General features: G+C 74.0%; 14 protein-coding genes and 1 pseudogene. 9 read left to right on the plus strand and 6 right to left on the minus strand.

The features are described from left to right. The first annotated feature begins 137 nt into the window (after nt 1-137). Together sbnA and sbnB are read left to right on the plus strand one after the other, a co-directional pair. Nucleotides 138-1157, plus strand: coding sequence for a 2,3-diaminopropionate biosynthesis protein SbnA (gene sbnA, locus ABEB07_RS10040; protein ID WP_176146931.1), 1020 nt, complete (start codon nt 138-140; stop codon nt 1155-1157). Further along, complete coding sequence (sbnB, locus tag ABEB07_RS10045) at nt 1151-2164, plus strand: 2,3-diaminopropionate biosynthesis protein SbnB (protein ID WP_345667942.1); 1014 nt, start codon at nt 1151-1153, stop codon at nt 2162-2164. Before sbnA ends, sbnB begins: the two co-directional genes overlap by 7 nt. Before the next feature lie 352 nt (nt 2165-2516). On the opposite strand, the gene ABEB07_RS10050 is transcribed toward sbnB, so the two are convergent. Next, nucleotides 2517-4016 carry an MFS transporter gene (locus ABEB07_RS10050; protein WP_425588981.1) on the minus strand — a complete coding sequence of 500 codons (1500 nt, stop codon included), beginning with the start codon at nt 4014-4016 and terminating at the stop codon, nt 2517-2519. A gap of 241 nt (nt 4017-4257) precedes the next feature. Between ABEB07_RS10050 and ABEB07_RS10055 the strand changes: the two genes are divergently transcribed. Further along, nucleotides 4258-5193, plus strand: coding sequence for a helix-turn-helix domain-containing protein (locus tag ABEB07_RS10055; protein ID WP_345667945.1), 936 nt, complete (start codon nt 4258-4260; stop codon nt 5191-5193). A 159-nt stretch (nt 5194-5352) separates the two neighbouring features. Then, nucleotides 5353-5715, plus strand: a complete 363-nt coding sequence (locus ABEB07_RS10060) for a hypothetical protein (protein WP_176146934.1) — start codon at nt 5353-5355, stop codon at nt 5713-5715. A 107-nt stretch (nt 5716-5822) separates the two neighbouring features. Here the strand turns inward: ABEB07_RS10060 and ABEB07_RS10065 are convergent, their stop codons facing one another. Further along, nucleotides 5823-6923, minus strand: a complete 1101-nt coding sequence (locus ABEB07_RS10065) for a PP2C family protein-serine/threonine phosphatase (RefSeq protein ID WP_345667946.1) — start codon at nt 6921-6923, stop codon at nt 5823-5825. A gap of 308 nt (nt 6924-7231) precedes the next feature. On the opposite strand from ABEB07_RS10065, the gene ABEB07_RS10070 reads away from it, so the two are divergent. Continuing rightward, nucleotides 7232-7834, plus strand: coding sequence for a DinB family protein (locus ABEB07_RS10070; RefSeq protein WP_345667947.1), 603 nt, complete (start codon nt 7232-7234; stop codon nt 7832-7834). 325 nt (nt 7835-8159) lie between these two features. Here the strand turns inward: ABEB07_RS10070 and ABEB07_RS10075 are convergent, their stop codons facing one another. Beyond that, nucleotides 8160-9764, minus strand: a complete 1605-nt coding sequence (locus tag ABEB07_RS10075) for a S8 family peptidase (protein WP_345667948.1) — start codon at nt 9762-9764, stop codon at nt 8160-8162. 615 nt (nt 9765-10379) lie between these two features. On the opposite strand from ABEB07_RS10075, the gene ABEB07_RS10080 reads away from it, so the two are divergent. Next, a complete protein-coding gene (locus ABEB07_RS10080) occupies nt 10380-13373 on the plus strand; it encodes a LuxR C-terminal-related transcriptional regulator (RefSeq protein WP_345667949.1) in 2994 nt (997 codons plus the stop codon). A gap of 153 nt (nt 13374-13526) precedes the next feature. On the opposite strand, the gene ABEB07_RS10085 is transcribed toward ABEB07_RS10080, so the two are convergent. Next, a complete protein-coding gene (locus ABEB07_RS10085) occupies nt 13527-14183 on the minus strand; it encodes a TetR/AcrR family transcriptional regulator (RefSeq protein WP_345667950.1) in 657 nt (218 codons plus the stop codon). Between the two features lie 180 nt (nt 14184-14363). Between ABEB07_RS10085 and ABEB07_RS10090 the strand changes: the two genes are divergently transcribed. Further along, entirely contained in the window at nt 14364-14984 is a 621-nt protein-coding gene (locus tag ABEB07_RS10090; protein ID WP_345667951.1) for an SRPBCC family protein, read from the plus strand. 115 nt (nt 14985-15099) lie between these two features. Next, nucleotides 15100-15648, plus strand: a complete 549-nt coding sequence (locus ABEB07_RS10095) for an EF-hand domain-containing protein (protein WP_345667952.1) — start codon at nt 15100-15102, stop codon at nt 15646-15648. Nucleotides 15649-15718: 70 nt separating this feature from the next. Here ABEB07_RS10095 and ABEB07_RS10100 read toward each other — a convergent pair whose 3' ends face one another. Continuing rightward, nucleotides 15719-19990 (minus strand): discoidin domain-containing protein, encoded by a 4272-nt coding sequence (locus ABEB07_RS10100; RefSeq protein WP_345667954.1) that lies wholly within the window; start codon nt 19988-19990, stop codon nt 15719-15721. Nucleotides 19991-20428: 438 nt separating this feature from the next. Between ABEB07_RS10100 and ABEB07_RS39180 the strand changes: the two are divergent. After that, nucleotides 20429-21157 (plus strand): annotated as a pseudogene (locus ABEB07_RS39180) (phosphatase PAP2 family protein); the annotation flags it as partial. Here ABEB07_RS39180 and ABEB07_RS10110 read toward each other — a convergent pair. After that, nucleotides 21113-21793: a response regulator transcription factor gene (locus ABEB07_RS10110; RefSeq protein ID WP_345667955.1), complete on the minus strand. Its 681-nt coding sequence runs from the start codon at nt 21791-21793 to the stop codon at nt 21113-21115. The pseudogene ABEB07_RS39180 and the gene ABEB07_RS10110 overlap by 45 nt on opposite strands. Nucleotides 21794-21798: the final 5 nt, after the last annotated feature.

Consider the following 21798-nt stretch of genomic DNA (forward strand, 5'->3'; position numbering starts at 1 on the left):
GCCCGGCTGCGGCCGGCGCCCCCGCCGCATCCGGCCGGGCGGCCGCCGCACCACCCCCGATCCAGTGCTGACAGGAGGAACTAGCGTGTTCCGCACCATGCTCGGGCCGTGCCCCGATCCGACGGGGCGAGGCCACCATGCCGGAACCTGACGACGGGCCGGCCGGCGTGCTCGGCACGATCGGCGGCACCCCGCTGGTCGAGCTCGCCAAGCTCGCCCCGGGGCGGCACTTCACCACGTACGCCAAGCTGGAGGCCTTCAACCCCGGCGGCAGCATGAAGGACCGCTCGGCCCTGGAGATGCTGCGCGCACTGATCCGCGACGGCACCCTGGTGCCCGGCCGCTCGGTGGTCGTCGAGTCCAGCTCCGGCAACCTCGGCATCGGACTCGCCCAGATCTGCGCCTACTACGGACTCCGGTTCATCTGTGTGGTGGACCCGCGCACCAACCGGCAGAACATCGCCGTCATGCGGGCCCTGGGCGCGGAGGTCGAGGTGGTGAGCGAGTGCGACCCGGCGACCGGCGAGTACCTGCCCGTCCGGGTCCGCCGCATCAACACGCTGGTCGCCCGGATCCCCGGCGCCTACTGGCCCAACCAGTACGCCAACCCGCTCAACCCGCGGGCGCACCGGCGGACGATGCGCGAGATCGTGGCGGCGGTGCCGGGCGGGATCGACTACCTGTTCTGCGCGACGGGCTCGTGCGGCACCCTGCGCGGCTGCGCGGAGTACGTCCGCGAGCGGGGGCTGGCGGTGACCGTGGTCGCGGTGGACGCCAGGGGCAGCGTCATCTTCGACGACGCCCCGGCGCCCCGGCTGATCCCGGGCCACGGCGCGGCGGTACGGCCGGCGCTGTTCCGCGACGATCTCGCCGACGAGGTGATCCATGTGACGGACCTCGACTGCGTGGTCGGCTGCCGGCGGCTGGCCGCCCGGGAGGCCGTCCTCGCCGGCGGCTCCTCCGGGGCACTGGTGGCGGCGGTGGAGCAGATGGCCGACCGCATCCCGGCGGGCGCGCGCTGCGCGGTCGTCCTGCCCGACCGGGGGGAGCGCTACCTCGACACGATCTACGACGACGCATGGGTCGCCCGCCACTTCGGCGACGTGTCCCACCTGTGGAAGGAGACGAAGTTGGCGATGAAGGAGGCATCATGCTGATTCTGGGAGCCGCGGACGTCCACCGGGTCCTCGACGACGCCGAGACCGAGGTCGTCGCGGCGGTGCGCCGCGCGTACCAGCTGCACGACCGGGGCCGTACGGCCCTGCCGCACTCGGTCTTCCTGCGCTTTCCCGACCGGCCGCGCGACCGGATCATCGGGCTGCCCGCCTATCTGGGCGAGGAGGAGCCGGTGGCGGGCATCAAGTGGATCGCGTCCTTCCCCGGCAACACGGCGCGCGGCCTGGAACGCGCGTCGGCCGCGGTGATCCTCAACTCCATGGCCACCGGGCGGCCGGAGGCGCTGCTGGAGGGTTCGGTGATCTCGGCGCGGCGCACCGCGGCGAGCGCCGCGCTGGCGGCGGCGACGCTGCGCTCGTCGGTCCCCGAGACCGGCGTCTCGCTGATCGGCTGCGGGGTGATCGGGTTCGAGATCCTCGCCTATCTGCGGGCCGTCCTGCCGGACCTGGCGGCGGTCACCGTGTTCGACCTCGACCACCACCGGGCCGAGGAGTTCGCCGCCCGCTGCCAGGAGCGCTGGCCCGATCTGAAGACGGAGGTCGCGGTCGGCGCGCAGGAGGCGCTCTGCGCCCACCGGCTGGTCTGCCTGGCGACCACCGCGGCCACTCCGCACGTGACCACCGACGCCTGCCGGCGCGGCACCCTGGTCCTGCACGTGTCGCTGCGCGACCTGACCCCGGGGTCGATCCTGACCTCCGTCAACGTGGTCGACGACGCCGACCACGTGTGCCGCGAGTCGACCTCCCTGCATCTGGCCGAACAGCTCTGCGGCGACCGGGACTTCATCGCGACGTCCATCGGCGCCGTGCTGAACTCCGGACGACCCTTCCGGCGTCCCGAGGACCGCGTCACCGTGTTCTCCCCGTTCGGCCTGGGCGCCCTCGACCTCGCCCTCGCCGACCTGGTCCGCCGCCGAGCCGAGTCCCTGGGCCTGGGCACCCGCGTACCGGACTTCCTCCCGCCCCCCGCCGATCCGGCGGCCGGCTGAGCCGCGGAACGGCGCCGGCGGAACGGCGGTGGATCGGCGGCAGCCGGGGCGGCGGCCGCCGCCGGTCACCGCCGTCCCGGCCGGGACGGCGCCGGGCGGAGCGGCCGGGAGCCCACCGCACCGCACACACGCCGGTCGCCGTCCGCTCCGCGGCCGGCGGGCCCCGCCCCGCACCGCTCGCCGTCGTCCCGACCGGAACGGCGCGCCGGCCGACGCTGCGGGGAGCCGTCACACCAGGGGCACATCGTCGGCCATCCGCCCTGTGGCCGGGCGGAGTTCGCCCCTCGTGCCGGCCGTCGCGCGGGCCGGTGCCGGGTCGGCCACGGTGTGGCGTGGCCGTGCTGCCCGGGGGTCAGTCCCGGGGCAGCAGGACGCGGGCGAGGGCGGCGGTGGCGAGCAGGACGGCGGCGACCGCGAGGAGGCCGAGGCGCATGCCCGGGAGGGAGAAGCCGTCGTCGGCGCCGACCAGCAGGCCGCCGAACAGGGCGACGGCGAGCGCGCCGCCTGTCTGCCGCAGCGCGTTGAGCAGCCCCGACGCCGTTCCCGCGCGCTCCGCCGGAACCGCGTCGATCAGCAGGGCGGTCAGCGCCGGGACCGCGAGCGCCCCGCCGACGCTCAGCGGCAGCAGCAGGACCAGCACCAGCCACACCGGGGTGTGCGCGGTCAGCGGCAGCATGGCCGCCATCGCCGCGGTGAAGATCAGCTGTCCGACGACGATGACCTGCCGGCGTCCGATCCGCTCCGCCAGCCGGGGCGAGACCAGGTTGGTCGCCGTCACCACCGCCGACATGGGCACGAACATCAGCCCCGCCTCGACCGCCGACATCCCGCGCACCTGCTGGTAGTACAGGCCGAGGAGGAAGATCCCGCCGTAGAAGGCGGCGTTGACGGCGAAGCCGGCGGCGAGCGGGACGGCCACCCGGCGGTCCGTCAGCATGCCGAGCGGAACCATGGGCCGGGCGTGCCGGGCCTCGACCACGCGGAAGGCGACGCCGGCGGCGACGGCGAGCGCGGCGGCCGCCAGCACGGGCGGAGCCGTCCAGCCCAGGTGGCCGCCCTCGATCACCGCGAACGCCAGTCCGGCCAGGGCGAGTACGGCGGTGAGCTGGCCGCCGGCGTCCAGCGCGGCCGGCCGGCGCGGCGAGCGCGGCACCCGCGCCAGCAGGCCGAGGATCACCGCGCCGACCGGCAGGTTCAGCAGGAAGACCGACCGCCAGCCGGCCGCGTCGGTGAGCAGCCCGCCCAGCACCGGACCCGCGGCCATCGCCACCGAACCGCCGACCGTCCACAGGGCTATCGCGCGGGCCCGGGCCCGGGCGTCGTCGTAGGCCTGCCGGACCAGCGCGAGCGAGGCGGGCATCACGATCGCGGCCGCGCCGCCCTGCGCCACGCGTGCCGCGACCAGGACGCCGATGCCGGGCGCGAGCGCGCAGCCGAGCGAGGCCAGGGTGAACAGCGCGACGCCCCAGGCGTAGGCGCGGCGGGCGCCGGCCCGGTCGGCCAGGGCGCCGGCGGACAGCATCAGGGCCGCGAACATCAGGGTGTACGCGTCCACCACCCACTGCAGACCGGTCATCCCGCCGCTGAGGGAGTCACGGATCGCGGGCAGCGCGATGTTCACGGCCGAGACGTCGATGGTGATGACGGTGAATCCCAGCAGCGCGGCGATCAGTTCCACCCCCCGGCGCCGGGACGCCGGGGGTGTGAGCGGCGGCGGCGCGGCCGGCCGGGCCCCGTCCGGGCGCCCTGCGTCCGGGCCCGGCCGGCGCGGCGGGCGCTCGGACGTGCCGGGGCCGCGCCCGCGGCCGGACGGGGCGGGCGGACGTGCGGCGAGACGATCGGCGGTCGGCATGGCGGACTCCCTGACGGCGGACCTGAGTACGGCGGTGACGGGTCGGGCGGGCGGCCCCGGTGGCGCCGGGCCGCGGTCCGGTGTCGCGCACCCCCTGGGTCCCGGCGTCCGGGCCGCCCGCTCCGGGAACACTCTGCGCCGCCCGGCGGCCGTCCGGCAGACCGCGCCGTTCCCGGGGTGCCGCGTTCCAGGCCCTGACACACCCCCTCAAGCCCCGTCGTCCGCCTGTCACAATGACCCGATGGCAGCGGCAGCGGCACGAGTCACCGAACTGGGCAGGTATCTGAAGGCCCGTAGGGCGCAGGTGCGGCCGGAGGACGTCGGCCTTCCCGCGGGTGCGGGACTGCGCCGTACTCCCGGGCTGCGCCGGGAGGAGCTGGCGGCGCTGGCCGGGGTGAGCGTCGACTACTACATCCGGCTGGAGCGCGGCCGGGAGACCAACCCCTCGCCCGCCGTCGTGGACGCCCTCGGCCGTGCCCTGCGGCTGCGCGGCGACGGCTACGAGCGGCTGCACGAGCTGGCCGAACTGGCCTCCGGCCGGGGCTCGGAGCTGCCGGCCTGCGCCGACCGGACCGTCCGTGACTCGGTCCTGCGGATGCTGGAGTCGATGCGTCCGCTGCCCGCCTACGTGGTGAGCCGCCACAACCGCGTCCTGGCCGCCAACCCGCCCGGCCGGCGTCTGCTCCCCGGTCTGTGGGACTGGCCGGAGGAACAGCGCAATCTGACCCGGTACCTCTTCCTGCATCCGGTGGGCCGGGCGCTGTACGAGCCGTGGGAGGAGACGGTCGCCCACTCGGTGGCGCATCTGCGCGCGGTCGCCGGGGCGGACCCGGACGACCCCGAGCTGACCGCGCTGGTCGGCGAACTCCTCCTGAAGTCACCGGACTTCGCCCGGATCTGGGAGCGGTACGAGGTCTGCGAGCGCGGCGGCGGACAGAAGTGCTTCCGCCATCCGAACGTCGGCCCGATGACCCTGACGTACGAGGTGATGCGGCTGGCCCGGACCGGCGGCCAGCGGATGGTGGTCTACCAGGCGGCCCCCGGCGGCCCGGACGAGCACGCCATGCTCCGGCTGGAGCCCGGACGCTCCCGGCACGAGGCGACGGCGCCCGAGGGCTGTCCGGGCCCCGCGGGACACATGGCCCGGGCGTCGGTCGAGGCAGTCGGGCAGGCATGAGAGAGGGGCGTCCGAACCCCGTAAGAAAAGCGACAATAGGACTTTCTTCGACATTTTTAATGCACCGGTGTTTATCCCGTTAAAAGCCCTCCGTCCACTTATGCTGACGCCGTCGGTTGCCAGCCCATATCGGGCTGAAGCGATCCATAAGGAGAGGCAATGCGCAAGTTCCAGAAGGCCGCTGTCGTCGTGGCCCTGCTCGGCAGCGTCGGTTTCCTCGGTGCCGGTGCGGCCCAGGCGCACGGCGGTGAGGGCGGCGGCTCGCAGACGGAGGTCCGGCACACGGAGACCCGGCAGACGGAGACCCGCCAGACGGAGACCCGGCAGAGTGAGCCCCGCGGCGGCGGCGGTGCGGCGGTCGACAGCCACCAGAGCCAGGCCTGCACCGGCCAGGTCGACGCCCAGCAGGGCCTCGTCGACGTCCAGGATCTGGGTGTCGCCGCCAACGCCATCGTCGGCATCGGGAACCCGGTCGGCAAGCTCACCTCGGTGGCCTGCCCCTCTGCCCTCACCTTCGGCTGACGGTCACCGGCGGATGACCTGATCCGGCTCGGGGGCTCGAACTCAAAAGTTCGAGCCCCCGAGCCGGACCGGCGCGTCACGTACCGCACCGGCCCTCACGCCCGCCCTCACGGCAACCGCGTGGCGGTCCGCCGGACCGCGAAGATCGTCGTGTCGTCGCCCAGGCGGCCGCCGCAGTGGCGCAGCGTGCCCTCACGGACGTAGTCGACCAGGCGGTCCGGCTCGGCGGTGCGCGGGTCCACGGCGACGGCACGGGCCAGCTCGGCGGCGAGCGGGTAGAACGCCCCGCTGCGGTCGCGGGCCTCCGTCACCCCGTCCGTGCACAGCAGCAGCGTCTCGCCCGGCACCATCTGCGCCCGCCGCACCGGCGGCAGGCCCGGGCCGGCGAAGTCACCGAGCCCCAGGGGCAGTCCGTCCCCGGGCGGCAGCTGCCGGACGCCCTTGGGGCCGACGACGAGCGGCGGCTCGTGGCCGAAGTTGACGACCTTGACGATGTCCGGGTCGTCGTCGGGGAAGCCGAGCAGGACCGCGGTGGCGAACCGGTCGCCGTCCCCCCTGCCGAGCGCCCTGGCGTGCTCGCGGTGCCGGAGCATGCGCTGTTCGAGGCACTCCGCGACCCCGGCCAAGTCGGGTTCGTGGTAGCCAGCCTCCCGGAAGGTGCCCAGCAGCGCCGCCGCCGCCTCGACCGCGCCGAGGCCCTTGCCCTGCACGTCGCCCACCAGGACCCGGGCGCCGACGGGGCAGGGCTGGATGTCGTAGAAGTCGCCGCCGATCCGGGCGGCCGCGTCCGCGGCGAGGTACACGGCCGCGTGGTCCAGACCGGCCCAGCCCGACGGCAGCTGACGCAGCACGGTGCGGCGGGTGGTCTCCGTCACGTCCTCCATGTGCAGCCGCAGCCGCTCCCCGCGCCGGCGCACCACACAGGCCAGCACCGCGAGCACCCCGCCCACGGCGACGAGGATGAAGTCGGGCAGGCCGATGCGGTACTGATGCGGCCAGGCGCTGTCGAACAGGACGTACGCGACGATCGCCAGCCCGGCGAAGACGGACGTGGCCCAGACCCCGCAGAGGGCGGCGGCGAATCCCGGCACCAGGACGGTCCAGGACAGGACCCGGAACGCGCCGCTGGTGTTCCAGTCCAGCAGCACGATGGCGATGAGCAGTACCAGCGGCGGCACCCAGGCGTAGCCGCGGCCGCGCACCGACAAGAACCCGGGTCCGTGCCCGCCGCCGCGGCGGCTGGTGGGCGGCCGCCCGCCGGACGGGGCCGGGCCCGCACCGCCGGCTTCCCCGCGCGGCCGGACTCCGTACCGTCGGCCCCGGCGCGCACCATCGTCCTTCACAGACCTCAGCGAACCACGGGCGGCCGGGAGCCGCATCCGGGCCGACCGAGCCCGCCCCGGGGCGCGAACGGGCTGGTCAAGCCACCTCCGCCGGCGCTTCCGGCGAACGACCGCCTCTTGGCGCCTCCCCGGGCCGCCCCCGGTTGTCAGTGCCGGGTGCGAGCATGTCCGCCATGATCGAAGCGAACCCGAAAGCGGACCTCCTCCGGTACCTGCGAGAGGCGCGCGACGCCCTGGTGTGGAAGCTCGACGGGCTCTCGGAGTACGACGCCCGCCGTCCGCTGACCCCCACGGGCACGAATCTGCTGGGGCTGGTCAAGCATGTCGCCGGCGTGGAGCTGGGGTACTTCGGCGACACCTTCGGACGGCCGTTCTTCAAGGAGGGGGACGAGCCGCCGTCCTGGTGGTACACCCGGGACCCGGAACCCAACGCGGACATGTGGGCCACCCCGGACGAGTCACGGGAGCGGATACTCGGGCTGTACCGCCGGGCGTGGGAGCACTCCGACGGCACGATCGCGGCGCTGCCGCTGGACGCGGTCGGTCACGTCCCGTGGTGGCCGGAGGACCGTCGAGAGGTCACCCTGCACCACGTCCTGGTGCGGGTGATCTCCGACACCCAGCGGCACGCCGGCCACGCGGACATCGTGCGCGAGCTCGTCGACGGCTCGGTCGGACTCCTGCCGGGCAAGGGCGACCTGGCGGAGCAGGACCGGACGTGGTGGGAGGGCCACCGCGGCCGGCTGGAACGCGCGGCGCGCGAAGCCGGGGGCTGAGCCGGCCCCGCACGGCCGGGCGGCGCCCGCGGGAACGGCCCGGCGCTCTCGCACACCGCTCAGGTGTCCGCCGGACAGTCCCGCACGTCGAGGTCCTCGGGCACCTGGGCGGCCGAGGCCGGCACAGGATGGGGAGCGCTCCCATTCACGGCACAAGGAATTAACCCCTCCCACGGAAGCCCCGTCAATCCCCCCGGCAGGGGAACCGTGGACGGCGTCCGGCCGCGGTCACCGGACGCCCACGGGTCCGGGCGGGACGCGGGAACGGGCGCCGGCCCGCTCCCGTGAGTGGGAGCGGGCCGGCGCCGCGAGTCGCGCACGCGGGTCAGAACTGGAGCGACCAGGCGTTGATGTACCCGGTGTCGTTGGTCCAGTTGTCGGTGGCGCGGAGCTTCCAGGTGCCGCCTGCCTGGTGCGCCGAGGCGTCGACCGTGTAGGTGGCCTGGACGTTGTCGGCGCCGTCGTTGGCGTCGTAGTCCTTCAGCAGGTGTGCGGTGCCGTCCGGGGCGACGAGTTCGACCTTCAGGTCGCCGCGGAAGGTGTGCCGGATGTCCACGGTGACGGACAGGCCGGCCGGGGCGTTGCCGGAGACGCCGGTGACCGCGAGCGGTGACTCGACGGTGGCGTTGTCGCGGATCTGGTAGTCGTCGGTGTTCTCGAACTTCGGCCCGGTGGGCGGAGGGGTGGTGCCGGCGCCCGTGTGGAGCAGCTTGTTCGGGGAGCCGGTGCGGGCGTCGGTCACCTTGCCGGCCGTGGCGTCGGAGACCAGGGCGTCGCGGACCTGGGCCGGGGTCCAGGCGGGGTGGGCGGCGAGCAGCAGGGCGGCCGCGCCGGCGACGTGCGGGGTGGCCATGGAGGTGCCGCTCATCGTCTGGGAGGCGGTGTCGCCGGAGTTGGAGGTGGAGACGATGCTGTCGCCGGGTGCGAAGACGTCGAGGCAGGAACCGTAGTTGGAGCCCTGTCCGTTGGACCAGCCGGTGGCGCGGGCGTCGCGGCTGTTGGTGGCGCCGACCGTGATGGCGGCCGCGGTGGAGGCCGGGGAGTAGGAACAGGCGTCGGCGTTGTTGTTGCCGGCCGCGACGACCCAGGTGACGCCGGAGGCTATGGACGCCGCCACCGCGTCGTTCACCGACTGGGTCTTGCCGCCGCCGATGCTCATGTTGGCCACGGCGGGCTTCACGGCGTTCTTGGTGACCCAGTCGATGCCGGCGAGGACCGGCGCCCAGGTGTCGCCCGAGGTGCCCTGGCAGTTCAGCACCCGGACGCTGACCAGCTTGACGGCCTTGGCGATGCCGTACGAGGCGCCGCCGACGGTGCCGGCGACGTGGGTGCCGTGGCCCGCGCAGTCGGAGGCGTTGGTGTCGTTGTCGATGAAGTCGTAGCCGCTGACCGCGCGGCCGCCGAAGTCACGGTGGCTCAGGCGGACGCCGGTGTCCACGATGTAGGCGTTCACGTCGGCGGCGGTGGTGTCGTAGCTGTAGCGCTTGTCGACCGGCAGGTCGCGCTGGTCGACGCGGTCCAGGCCCCAGGAGGGCGGGTTGGTCTGGGTGTCGACCGCGTACGCCGCCGCGTCGGCCTCCACGCGGGCCACCGACGGGTCGGCGGCCAGTTCCTCGGCCTGCTTCTCGGACATGCGCACCGCGAAGCCGCGCAGGGCGGCGGTGTAGGTGTACCGCAGGCTGCCCGCGTGCCGCCGGGCCAGTTCCTTCGCGGCGCCGGGTACGTCGGCGCGGGCGACGGAATCCTTGAAGGTGACGATGTAGGAGCCTTCGACCGCGCCGGGGCGGTCGGCGCCGACGATGCGGCCCTGGGGGCCGCCTGGCGGTACGGGGGCGGCCGTGGCCCCGGCCGTGGCCGCGCCGGCCATCAGCAGGGCGGCACTGGCGCCGACGGCGAGGGTCCGCCGGACGGCGCGAGCGTCGAACTCCATGGTTTCTCCCTTGGGGTGCGGTCCGGGCCCGGTGCGGGCCCGGCGGGGGTGCCTCGCGCCCCTGCCGCCCTCCGGACGGGCCACGTGCGAGCGGGGTGCGTCCGGAGGGCGACTGCCGGACCGCCGCCGCGGCACGGCATGTTGGGGCCATGACAATCGGTGGCGGAGCGGGTGCGTGGTCGCCTCGGGGTGGTCGGCGTCCACGGCGGGACGGGGGCAAGGTGCCGCACGGAGTGAGGTTCCGTGCGGCACGGGTCGGCGGCGTCGAACGGCCACGGGGTGCGGCCGCCCCGCCCCGCACGTCCTGCCGGCCAGGGAGCGTGGGGTACGGGAGTTCGTCGCCGGACTGCCCAGAGCTTGGGACACCGGTGGCGGAGGCGGCAATGCGTACCGCCACCTAAAGATTGGCGAACCGGGCCGCGCCCGCCGCCGACTCGGAGCCACCCCGCCCATCGGCGGCGTCGCGGACACGGCGGCGGGCAATCCGTAGGTGGTGCACCCCTATTGCGAGCTCCGCCGCCGGACGGATAGACCACCTCCCTGACGGACAGGACGCCGCGGCCCCGGGCGCGCGACCTGTCCTGGCGGGGCGAGCGGTCGGTGGGAGGCGGAGCCGTGGACGGACGGTGCTTCGACACGGGACACGGCGCGGGCACCGCCCGTGGGTACGCGTCCACCGGACGCGGGCCGGAGGCGCGCCTGCTGCGGGCCTCGCTGCGGGCGGCCCCGAGCCTCACCGTGGTGCGGGCGGAGAGCGGGGCGGGCGGGCCGGATCTCGTCGAAGAGGTGCTGCGGGAACCGGAGTTCGCGTGCTGGACGCGGCTGCGCGCGCGGTGCGCCGACGCGGCGGACGCCATGCCGCTCGCTCCCGTCCTCGACGCACTGGCCGCGCTGCCGTGCCCCGCCCCGCTCCCCGGCCGGCCGCTGCCGCCGGTGACCGGCGTCCTCGGCCTCCTCGTACCCGAGCTGGCCGACCGGCTGCCGCCGCCGCCCGCCGGGGCCGCCGACCCGGAGGTACGGCGCTGCCTCGCGCCGCGCGCGGTCGAGGCGCTGCTGACGGCGTACGGCGACGCGGTCCTGGTGGTCGAGGACGTCCACCGCGCCGACCCGGCGACCCTCTGCCTGCTCCGCCGGCTGATCGGCGCGATGCCGGCGCGGCTGCGGCTGGTCGTCGTCGAGGACCCCTCACCCGGGCTGCCGGACCTCGGCTTCCGCGCACCGGCCCGGCTGCGGAGCGAGGAGATCGACGTCCGGCCCTGGACGGCCGCGCAGACCGCGGAGTCCGTCCGGGACTGGCTCGCCGACCTGCGGCCGGACCACCTGACGGAGCAGGAGGACATCGCCGCTCTGGTGCACGAGCTGACCCGCGGACTGCCCGAGGTCGTCGGCCAGCTGCTGCGGGCGGCCGGGGAGTTGACGCGGTCGCGGGAAACGGCATGTCCCGCCCGGGCGGCGGAGGCGGACGGCGCGTGGAACGAGGAGGAGCGGGAGGACGCGCGGGCGGACTCCCCGCTCGCCGCGCTGCGGCAGGTCGGCGCGCCGGCGGCCGTACGCCGGGAGTGGGCCCGGCGGTGCGCGCCGCTCACCGAGGACGCGCGGCGCGTCGTGGAGGCGGCGGCAGTCCTGGACCGGGCGGTCCCGGCCGGTGTCCTCGCCGAGGTGGCGGACCTCGCGCCCGAGCGGGCCGAGGCCGCCGTCGACGTGTGCCTGCGCCGGGCGGTGCTGCGCGCCGACGGGCCGCACCCCGCCTTCCGGCACCCACTGGAGCGGTTGGCCGCGCTGGCCCGGGTGCCCGGGCCCCGGCGGGCCCGGCTGGGCCTGCGCGCCGTCCGGGCGCTGCGCCGCGGCGGCGGACGGCCGCCGCTGGTCGACCTCGCCCGGCTGTACGCCCTGGCCGGACGGATGGTCCAGGCCGTGCGCTGCCTCGTCGCGGCGGCCGACCGGGCGGCCGCCGCCGGCGACTACGCCACCGCCACCCGTCTGTACACCCGGGCCGTCACCGAGGACCCGCGGGCCGCGGGCCGGGTGCGCACCGCCGAGAGACTCGCCCGCACCGCGCAGCTGGCGCGGGCCGGTGAGCGCGTGGTGGCCGTGGTCCGGCGGGTGCTGGACGAGGACGACCCGCCGCCCCGGCTGCGCGGCGAGATCCGGCTGCACCTGAGCGTCGTGCTGCGCAACCAGAGCGGCGGCGCACTGGACAGTCTCAACGAAGTCGCCCGCGCCATACCGGACTTGGAGGCGTCCGACCCGCAGACCGCGGCCCGCGCCATGGCGGTCGCCGCCATCCCGTCCATCAAGGGCTGGCCCGTCGAACGCCACCGGTACTGGCTCCAGCGGATCGAGACGCTCGGCGAACCGGTCGCCGACCCCGTCGCCCGGGCCGCGATCGCCGCCAACCGGGCGACCGCGCTGATGCTGCTCGGCAGCCCCCGCGCCTGGGCCGCCGCCGAGGCGCTCAGCGCCGCGGCCGGTACGGCGATGGAGGCCGCGCACCACACCCGGGGCTGGACCAACCTGGCGCACGCGGCCACCGCGCTCGGGTACGGCGCACGGGCCCACACGTACCTCGGCCGGGCCGCGGCCGGTCTCGCCGACACCAGCAGCCCGTACCTGGAAGGGCTGACCCAGACCGCCCGGCTGGTGCTCGCCTGGCACGAGGGCCGCTGGCCGGGCCTGCACGAGGCCGCCGACCGCACCGCCCTGTGCTATCAGGAGATACCCGACCTGACCGCCGAGGCCATGCTGGTGCGCGGGCTGACCGCACTGCACGTGCTGGGCGACGTCTCCCGGGCCCGGCACGACCTCGCCGAGGCCGCCCGCGTCACCCGCTACGACACCGGCGTCATCCTCACCGCCTCCGCCGCCGCCACCGCCCGCGTCCACCTGGAGGCCGGGCGGCCCGGGCAGGCGTGCGAGGCCATGGAGGAGACGCTGCACCGGCTGGAGCGCACCGGCGGCTGGGTGTGGGCCGGCGAGGTGGCGCCCACCGCCGTGGAGGCACTGCTCGGCAGCGGCCAGGGCGTACGGGCGCACCGGCTGGTCGCCGACTTCGCGGCCGGGATCGCGCACTGCGACGCGCCCGCCGCCCGGGCGGCGCTGACGGTGTGCCGGGCGCTGCTCGCCGGGGCGGAGGACGGGCCGGCCGCGGCCGTGGGGCCGCTCGCCGACGCGGAGGCGCGGTGGCGGCGGCTCGGTCGCCCCTTCGACGCGGCCCGGGCGGCCGAGGCCCGCGGCCGCTGTCTGCTCGACCTGCGCGACGCGACGGCGGCCGACGCCGTACGGGACGTGATCGAGGTCTACCGGGAGCTGGGCGCCCGCTGGGACGTGGCCCGCTGCCGGCGGCTGCTGCGCCGCCACGACATCGTCTCCACGCACCGACGCGGCCGCCTCGGCTACGGCGACCAGCTCTCGCCGCGCGAGCGTGAGGTGGCCCGTCTGGTCGTCCAGGGCCGGTCGAACCGGGACATCGCCGAGAGCCTGGTCCTGTCCGTGCGGACCGTGGAGCACCATGTGGCGCGCGTCCTGCGGAAGTTGAACGTCACGGCGAGGACGGACATCGCCCGGGCGGGCCTGGCGGCGGACGGCGAAACGGGCACCGCGCGGCGGTGACCCGGTGGGTGCGAGAGCCCGGTGAGGGTGACGGGGCCGGTGAGTGCGGTGGGCGCGGGGAATGCGGCGGACACGGGGAGTGTGACGGGCGCGGGGGTGCGGCGGACGCGGGGAGTGGGACGGGCGCGGTGTGTGCGTGTGGCCGGCGGGCGGTCAGCGGGACAGCAGGTCGGCGAGTTCGGCCGCGAACAGCTGGGCCGGGTCGAATCCCATCCCGGTGAAATGGCCGGCGAGTTCCAGCGACAGGACGCCGTGGACCCGGGTCCAGAAGCTCAGGGCTCGGTGCAGGGCGGCGGGTGGGGCGGGATGACCGCCGGCCCGCTCCCATCGCTCCGCCAGGTGCGCGGCGAACGGGGCGGCGGGCTCCGCCGCCGGCAGCGCCGCGCAGGCGTCGAGCAGCATCGCCATGATCTCGTCGGAGACGGCCGTGGTGCCGGCGGGCGCCCGGAATCCGGGGACGGGGGTGCCGTAGACGAGGAAGTAGCGCTGGGGGTCCGCCAGCGCCCACGCCCGGACGGTGTGGGCGAGCGCGGCCAGGTCGGCGCCCTGTTCGGCGGCCGGGCGCAGGGTGTCGGCGAGACTGCGGTAGGCGTCGGTGACCAGTTCCGTGATCAGCTCGTCGCGGCCGGCGTAGTAGCGGTAGAGCGCGGGGCCGCTCACGCCCATCCGCTTGGCGATCGCGTTGAGGGACAGCGCCGACGCCCCGGCCGTGGCGATCTGCTCCCACGCGTGCTGTTTGATCTCCGCGCGCACCTGGGCGCGGTAGCGCTCGCGGGGGGACTTCGGGCCCGTACCGCCCGTACCGGTCACCGGCCTCCCGCCCTCCCTGCCCGGCCGCACCGCACGGCTACGCCCTGAAGCTGGAGCGAGAACCTATCACGCACGCCATTGACGCCGACGGCTTCGGCGTTGTTACATCGATGAGTTAGAGCCTCTAACAGAAGCACTACCCTCTACCGTCGCTGATTCTCAGCGCGCGAAAGGACCGCCATGTCCGGCATCCGCAGCACCAAGGCGCGCACCGCCCTGCTCACCGTCCCGCTCCTCATCGGCGCCCTCGGCGCCGCCGCTCCCGCCGGAGCCGCCCCCGCGTCCGCCACCGCCACGCCGCTCACCTGCCGCGGGCAGGGCACCGACCCCGACGCCCGGGTCCGCTACGCGACCGAGACCCTGATCCACGCACCGCTGAGCACCGTGTGGAAACTCCAGACCGACGTGGAACGCTGGCCCGCCTGGCAGCGAGCCGTCGAGACCGCCGCCCGCCTCGGCCACGGGCCGTTACGCGAGGGCTCGGCGTTCCGGTGGACCAGTCCGGCGCCCGCCACCCCGGCCACGCCCGCCACCACTCTGACCATCACCTCGACCGTCCGGCAGCTGCACAGGGGCTTCTGCCTCCGCTGGACCGGCCCCGCGGTGGGCGACGGGCTGCGCATCGACGGCGTCCACGTGTGGACCTTCACCCGGACAAAGGGCGGCGTCCTCGTGCGCACCGAGGAGACCCACACCGGGACACAGGTCGAGGCGAACGTGCCCCTCGCCACCGAGATCCTCGCCGCCGGCCTCACCACCTGGCTCGCCGAACTGAAGGCGACCGCCGAAACCGGCGCGTGAGGCACCCGGGCGGCACTCGGCAGCGCGCGCCCCGGCTCCCCCGCTCCTGGGAGCCGTTGTGCGGTCGGCCGGGGCGGGCAGCCTCCTGGGGGCACCGTGAGTGAGGAGGCCGGTCATGGCCAGTGAGTTCCAGCGGAACAAGCTTCAGGCGATGTTCGACGCGTTCGACGCGGACGGCAACGGCTATCTGGAGGAGGGCGACTTCGTGGCGTTGGCCGACCGCTGGGCGCGGTTGCCGCGGGTCGAGCCCGGGTCGGAGCTGGCCGGGCGGGTGGAGGACGTGCTGCTGGGCTGGTGGGGGCAGCTGACGGCGGCGACGGGCACCGCACGGGAGGGCAGGATCGACCTTAACGGGATCCTCTCCGTGGTGGACCGGCTGCCGGCCATGTCCGAGCAGGTCACCGCCACCGCCGACACCATATTCGACGCGGTGGACGAGAACGGCGACGGCCGGATCTCCCGCGCCGAGCACCAGCGGCTCGTGGACACCTGGCACGGGCAGGGTGTGTCCACCGCAGACGTCTTCGACCGTCTCGACCGGGACGGCGACGGATATCTCGGCCGCGCCGAGTTCGCCGTGCTGTGGACCCAGTTCTGGGTCAGCGACGACCCGCGCGAGCCCGGCAACCTGCTGTGCGGGCCGCTCCCCGGCACGGCCGGCTGAACCTGGCGGACGCGACGGTACGGGCCCCCTCCGCGGAGCGGGACCCGTACCGTTCGGTGCTGTCGGCGCGCTACTCGACGTTGATCTTGAACGTGCTGGTGGTGTTGCGGATGTCCTGGGCGTTGCCGCTCATCCGCAGGTTGCGGAAGGTGGCCTCACCGACGGCGGGGCCCTGACCGGGCTCGGGCAGCTCGTTGGCCCAGATGCCGAATCCGGACTTGGCGTCGAACGCGTCCCCGCTCTTCTTGGAGTTGGTGATGGAGATGTCGGTGAAGATCGTGTCCTTCACCGGGAACTGCGGCTGGCCACCGACGTAGTTGGTCTGGAACATCACGCCCCCGTAGGTGGAGTCGTCGATGTCGACGTCGTTGACGCGGATGCCCTGGAACACCTTGGAGGCGGAGAACGCCCAGATGGCCGGGAAGACCTGCGAGCCCCAGAAGTGGCCGCCGGTCCGTTCCAGGGAGACGTTCTCGATGGTCGTGGGTTCGGTCCCGAAGCCGTTCATCGGGTAGCCGAAGTCCAGCGAGGAGATGGTGATGCCGGAGTAGACCAGGGTGTCGGCGACGCGGATGTTGCGGAAGGTGTTGCTGTAGCCGCCGTAGACGGCGATGCCGGCCGCGCGCCAGGTGAGCGTGGAGGTCAGGTTCTCGTAGAGGTTGTTCTTCTCGTCGGCGCCGCCCGCGTCGATCGCGGAGAAGAGGGCGAAGCTGTCGTCGCCCGTGGCGCGGGCGTCGTTGTTGACGACGTGGTTGTCCGTGGAGCCGTTCGTCATGTTGACGCCGTCGGCGAAGGTGTCACGGATGCGGGAGTTCTGGATGGTGATGCTGTCGGTGTTGGCGCCCCAGTACAGGCACACCATGTGCTCGACCCAGATGTTGTCGATGGTGATGTCGGAGACGTTGGCGAAGTCGAAGACCTTGCCCGGGCCGTCGATGCGGGAGGTGTAGTTGCCGAAGTAGGCGAAACCGCTGAACACCGAGCCCTTGGCAGTGTTGTCGGCGCGGAAGCCGATGTCGGTGTTCTCCTGCGAGGAGGGCGCGTGGAAGCGGGTGAACCACGGTCCGGCGCCGATGATCCTGACGGCCTTGCCGTAGACCTGGAACTTGCTGGAGGTCTCGTAGTCGCCGGCCGGCAGGTAGACGCCGACGAGCTTGCCGGTGGTGTCCATGCGGACCTTGTCGAGGGCGTTCTGCACGTCCTGCTGGGAGAAGCCGGCCGGGACCGCGTAGGCGGCCGGGTCGGGGTTCGGGGCCGCCGTCGCCTGCTCGGTGTTGATGAAGTCGATGGCGTAGGTGGAGGTGTTGGCCGCGTCCTTCTGGAGGCGGATCCTGGAGCCGGCCGGGACGGTCCTGCCGAGCAGCAGGTTCGCCTCGTCGTAGATGTGGCGCGGGGCGCCGGAGCCGGGCGAGTTGCCGGGCGCGGTCTCGTTGCCGTACAGCCAGGCGTACTTCGAGGTGAGGTCGATCGCCTTGAGGAACTGGCCGTCGACGTAGACGTTCAGCGTGGTGTCCGTGCCGTCGGGGACGGAGAAGCGGGTGACCAGGCTGTTGGTGGCCGCGCGGGTGGTCCACTCGACGTACTGGCCGGTGGCGCTGAGGGTGACCGCCTTGCGGCCGCTGGCCTCGCCGGCCAGGTCGCCGACGGTCCGGTTCGGGCCGACGACCTTGGCGCCGCCGCCGACCGTGCCGTCCTCCGCCTCGTACATGTCGTACGGCATGTCGGCGCCGCGGCCGACGAACAGGGGCTGGGTGGTGGTGTTGTTGGCGCGCTTGACCGGCAGTTCGTTGGCGTCGTCGGCGATGACGGTCTTGACGGTGTACTTGCCGTTGACGGCCGTCCACGAGCCGAGGCCGACCGGTGCGGTCGTCTGGCCGGCGGCGATGGCGCCGCTGTAGGAGCCGGTCAGGGTCTTGACGGTGGCGCCCTTGGAGTCCTGGATCGTCAGGGTCACGCCGTGGGCGCCGGCGGCCGAGGCCGTGGTGCCCTGGTTCTTGATCGCCACGGTGAACTTGACCTCGTCACCCGCCGACGGGCTGGACGGGGACCAGGCGAGGGGTGCGGCGAGCAGGTCGGAGCTGGAGACCGGCTTGACGACGAGGGCGTCGGAGCGGGTGTAGGTGTTGTTGGCCTCGTTCTGCTCGATGACGTTGTTCGACGGGTCCACCTGGGCGCCGACGGTGTAACTGCCCGCGTCCCGGGCGCCGATGCTCGCGGTGACCGTCTTCGTCTCGCCCGCGGCGAGCGCCGGGACGTCGGCCGTGGCGGCCTTGGTGCCGCCGAGGGTGAAGTTCAGGTCGGTGGCCTTGGACGCCTTGGTGCCGCTGTTGGTGACGGTCGCGGTGAGGCTGACGGTGTCCGTCTCGACCGGGGCGGCGGGCGAGTTGGTGATGCCGGTGACCTTGAGGTCGGGGTTGGCGGCCGGGGTGCCGATCACCTGGACCTCGGCGACCTGTGCGCCCGGGGCGCCGGAGTTGGCGGTGAACTTGAGCTGGATGTCGGCGGCGGCGCCGGTGACCGGGATGGTGACCGTGTTGCCGCTCGCCGGGTTGAAGGTGTAGTCCTTGGCCGCCGCGAGGCTGGTGAAGGCGGTCGCGTCCTGGTCGCGGCCGAGGACCTGGATGTTCTGGGTGCGGGTGGACCAGGCCGCGTCCGGGTTGAGCTTGACGACGACCTGGGAGAGGTCGGCGTTGGCGCCCAGCTCGGTGGTGAGGGTGGCCGGGTAGCCGCCGCCCGCGCTCTCCCAATAGGTGCTGAGCTGGCCGTCGTTGGCGTTCGCGGCGACGTAGGTGAAGGTGGCCGAGGACGCCTCGATGGGCTTGCCCTGGGCGAGGTCGGCGCCGGCGCCCGAACCGGCCCGCGTGACGCTGTTGCTCGCCGCCGACACGTTGCCGGCCGCGTCCTTCGCCTTGACGTAGTAGGTGACCGTGGCCGCAGCCGACGGGGTGTCGGTGTACGTCGTGACGTCGCCCGCGACCGACTTGACGAGCTGGCCGTTCGCGTAGACGTCGTAGCCGGTGACCTTGACGTTGTCGGTGGAGCCCTGCCAGGTGAGCTTCACGTCGCTGCCGGACTGCGTGTAGGCGAGGTTGCCCGGGGCCGTGGGGGCCTGGGTGTCGCCGCTCGCTCCCTTGCGGGTGACGCTGTTGCTGTTGGCGGAGACGTTGCCCGCGGCGTCCTTGGCCCGGACGTAGTAGGTGAGGTCGCTGCCGGCCGGCTGGGTGTCCGTGTACGTCAGGACGTTCCCGGCGACGCTCGCGCGCAACTGCCCGTTGGCGTAGATGTCGTAGCCGGTGACGCCGGTGTCGTCGGTGGCCGCGCTCCAGGTCAGTTTGATCTGCCCGGTGGCCGGTTCGGTGTAGGCGAGGTTCGTCGGCGCGGTGGGCGCCTGGATGTCGCCGGTGGCCGGTCCGTAGACCTCCAGCTCCGACAACTGGCCCGCCGGCCAGCCGGTGTTGGCGGTGATCAGGACGCGTACGTACCGGGTCGTGGTGGTGTCGAAGTCGATGGTCGCCGACTGGCCGCCGGCGCTGTCGAAGGTGTACGCCTTGGCGGCGGTCAGGTCGGTGAAGTTCTTGTTGTCCGTCGAGCCCTGGATCTTGAGCGTCTGGCTGCGGCTGGGCCAGCCGCCGGGCAGCCGCAGGATCACCTGGTTCACCTTGACCGACGAGCCGAGGTCGACCTGCGCCCACTGCGGGAAGGCGTTGTTCGTGCTCTCCCAGTAGGTGTCGCGGTTGCCGTCACCGGCGTTGGACGCCGGGTAGACGTCGGCGTGGCCGCTCTCGGTGAAGGGCTTGCCCTGGGCGAGGTTGGGTGTCGACGCGGTGGCGGTGAGCACCCGCATCTCGCCGAGCTGGGCGGTGGCGGCGACCGAGTTGCCGCTGAAGTCGGCCCGCACGTACCGGGCGAGGGTCGCGGGGAAGGAGATCTGGACCGTGTTGCCGTTGCCCGGGCCGAAGACGTACTGCGCCGAGGACTTGAGCGTGGTGAAGCTCTTGCCGTCGGCGCTGCCCTGGAGGGCCAGCGTCTGCTTGCGGGTCTGCCAGTGGGCGGGCAGGCGCAGCACGACCTGGCGGACGCGTGCGGTCCGGCCGAGGTCGGTCTGCACCCACTGGGCGGAGTTCTTCGCGGCCTGCCAGTAGGTGTCGGCGTCGCCGTCGGTGACGTTGGCGGCGGTGTGGGCGCCGAGGGCGCTGCCGGACCTGGCCGGGGCGTCGGCGGCGGCGTCGGGACCGCCGGCCGCCCGCGCGCCGGCGGCGGGCAGGCCCAGCACCAGGACGGTGGAGGCGAGCGCGGCGGTCGCTGCGCGCCATCTCCAGGATCTCGGCTTGTGTGGGGTCATGCGGGGTCACTCCCTGCGGAGGTTCGCGCGCGCCGGTGCGGCGGCGGGGACGGCTCTTTCCTGGGCAGAGCGGTGGCACGTCATCGATTTTTTGCGCTGTTTCATCGAAATATTGCAGACCGGAGGGCACGCGTCTACGGTCGCGACGGCTCTCATTTCTCCGGGTGCACCCGTGCACCGGGGATGAGGCGCGTACGAGATCCCCGACTTGGCCGGTGAGCAGGGGGAATCGACCGCTGGAGAGGACAACAAGAGGTGCCGCGATCCGATACGCAAGACTGCGCAAGGAACGCAAATTCTTGCGCGACAGTGCGGTTCTCATGACGCGGATTTGCGTAAGGAGCCGAGCGTGGCGCCGTCAACCCTGACCTTCGTCAGGGTGCGTCCTTGTCTTTCGGCCCGGGTTCGCGGCGGCCGGCGCTTCTACATTCGCCGCTCATGGAACGAGAACCACGGAAGAGATACGGGGCCGCCGCACGGCTGCTCGGCGCGTCGGGCGTCCTGTGCGCGGGAGCGGCAGTCGTCATCCGGCTGTCGCCCGGCGGCCTGGGCGACGCCGGTGCGATCGAGGTCACGGGTGGGGCGTCGGCGTCGGCGTACCGCTCGGTGACCGGGGCGGTGGCGGACGCGCCGTCGTGGCTGGGCGCGCTGTTGGAGGCGGCCACGGACGGCACCCTGGTGATCCTCGGGATGCTGCTGGCGTGGACGGGATGGACGGCGGTCCGCCGCAAGGACGTCCGGGCGGTCGCCGGGACCGTGCTGACCGGCGTCGGCACCGTCGCGGCCTACGCGGTGAGCGAGGCGGTGAAACTCGTGGTGGACGAGGAGCGGCCGTGCCGTGCGCTGGGGGCGGCCGCCCGGCCCGTCGCTCGGTGTCCTGGCGTCGGGGACTGGTCGTTCCCGAGCAACCACGCCGTCCTGGCCGCCGGGTTGGCCGTCGGGCTCGCCGTGCTGCGGCCCCGCCTGGCCGCGCTCACGCTGCCGCTGGCCGGGGCCGCCGCGCTGCTGCGGGTGCTGGTGGGGGTGCATTACCCGCACGACGTGCTGGCCGGCGCGACGCTCGGCGGCACGGTCGTGGCGGCACTGCTGCTCGCGCTGCTGCCCCTGGCCCAGCGCGTGGCGTCACGGCGGGGAGGGCCGGGGCGCGACGATCCCGGCCTCGTGAGCCACGACCGCGGCAGCGGCCCGGTTGTCCACGCCCAGCCCGGCCAGGATGGCACTGACATGGGCCTTGACCGTTCCCTCCACCACACGCAGCCGGCGGGCGATCTGACCGTTGGACAGGCCGCTGCCGAGGAAGGCCAGCACCTCCCGTTCCCGGGCGGTGAGGGCGGAGATCCGCTCGCGGGCGGCGGAGCGCCGGCCGGCCAGGGCGCCCGCACCCGTCGCGGCGAGGTGGGCGATGACCCGGGCGGCGACCTTCGGTGACAGGTAGGCGGCGCCCTCGGCCACGGCACGCACCCCGGTGATCAGCTCCTCGGGCTCGCCGGACTTGATCAGAAAGCCCGCCGCTCCACCGCCGAGCGCCTTCAGGATGTAGTCGTCCTCGCCGAAGGTCGTCAGCATGACGACGCCCGTGGCGGGGGCGATGCCGCAGATCTCCGCGGCGGCGTCGATGCCGTTCAGGCCCGGCATGCGGATGTCGAGCACGGCCACCGCCGGGCGGTGGCGCCGGACCAACTCCACGGCGCCGTGCCCGTCGGCGGCCTCGGCGACGACCTCGATCTCCGGGTCCGTGGCGAGGACGGCGCGGATGCCCGCCCGGACCATCGGCTCGTCGTCGGCGATCAGCACCCGGATCACCGGAC

The sequence above is a fragment of the Streptomyces similanensis genome (assembly GCF_039543625.1).
Taxonomy (GTDB): domain Bacteria; phylum Actinomycetota; class Actinomycetes; order Streptomycetales; family Streptomycetaceae; genus Streptomyces; species Streptomyces similanensis.

Excerpts from the sequence above, each read along its gene's own strand:
- ABEB07_RS10090 (WP_345667951.1), top strand. The coding sequence starts at position 14,364 with ATGTCCGGCATCCGCAGCACCAAGGCGCGCACCGCCCTGCTCACCGTC.
- ABEB07_RS10075 (WP_345667948.1), bottom strand. The coding sequence starts at position 9,764 with ATGGAGTTCGACGCTCGCGCCGTCCGGCGGACCCTCGCCGTCGGCGCC.
- ABEB07_RS10060 (WP_176146934.1), top strand. The coding sequence starts at position 5,353 with ATGCGCAAGTTCCAGAAGGCCGCTGTCGTCGTGGCCCTGCTCGGCAGC.
- ABEB07_RS10055 (WP_345667945.1), top strand. The coding sequence starts at position 4,258 with ATGGCAGCGGCAGCGGCACGAGTCACCGAACTGGGCAGGTATCTGAAG.
- ABEB07_RS10100 (WP_345667954.1), bottom strand. The coding sequence starts at position 19,990 with ATGACCCCACACAAGCCGAGATCCTGGAGATGGCGCGCAGCGACCGCC.
- ABEB07_RS10095 (WP_345667952.1), top strand. The coding sequence starts at position 15,100 with ATGGCCAGTGAGTTCCAGCGGAACAAGCTTCAGGCGATGTTCGACGCG.
- sbnB (WP_345667942.1), top strand. The coding sequence starts at position 1,151 with ATGCTGATTCTGGGAGCCGCGGACGTCCACCGGGTCCTCGACGACGCC.
- ABEB07_RS10050 (WP_425588981.1), bottom strand. The coding sequence starts at position 4,016 with ATGCCGACCGCCGATCGTCTCGCCGCACGTCCGCCCGCCCCGTCCGGC.
- sbnA (WP_176146931.1), top strand. The coding sequence starts at position 138 with ATGCCGGAACCTGACGACGGGCCGGCCGGCGTGCTCGGCACGATCGGC.
- ABEB07_RS10070 (WP_345667947.1), top strand. The coding sequence starts at position 7,232 with ATGATCGAAGCGAACCCGAAAGCGGACCTCCTCCGGTACCTGCGAGAG.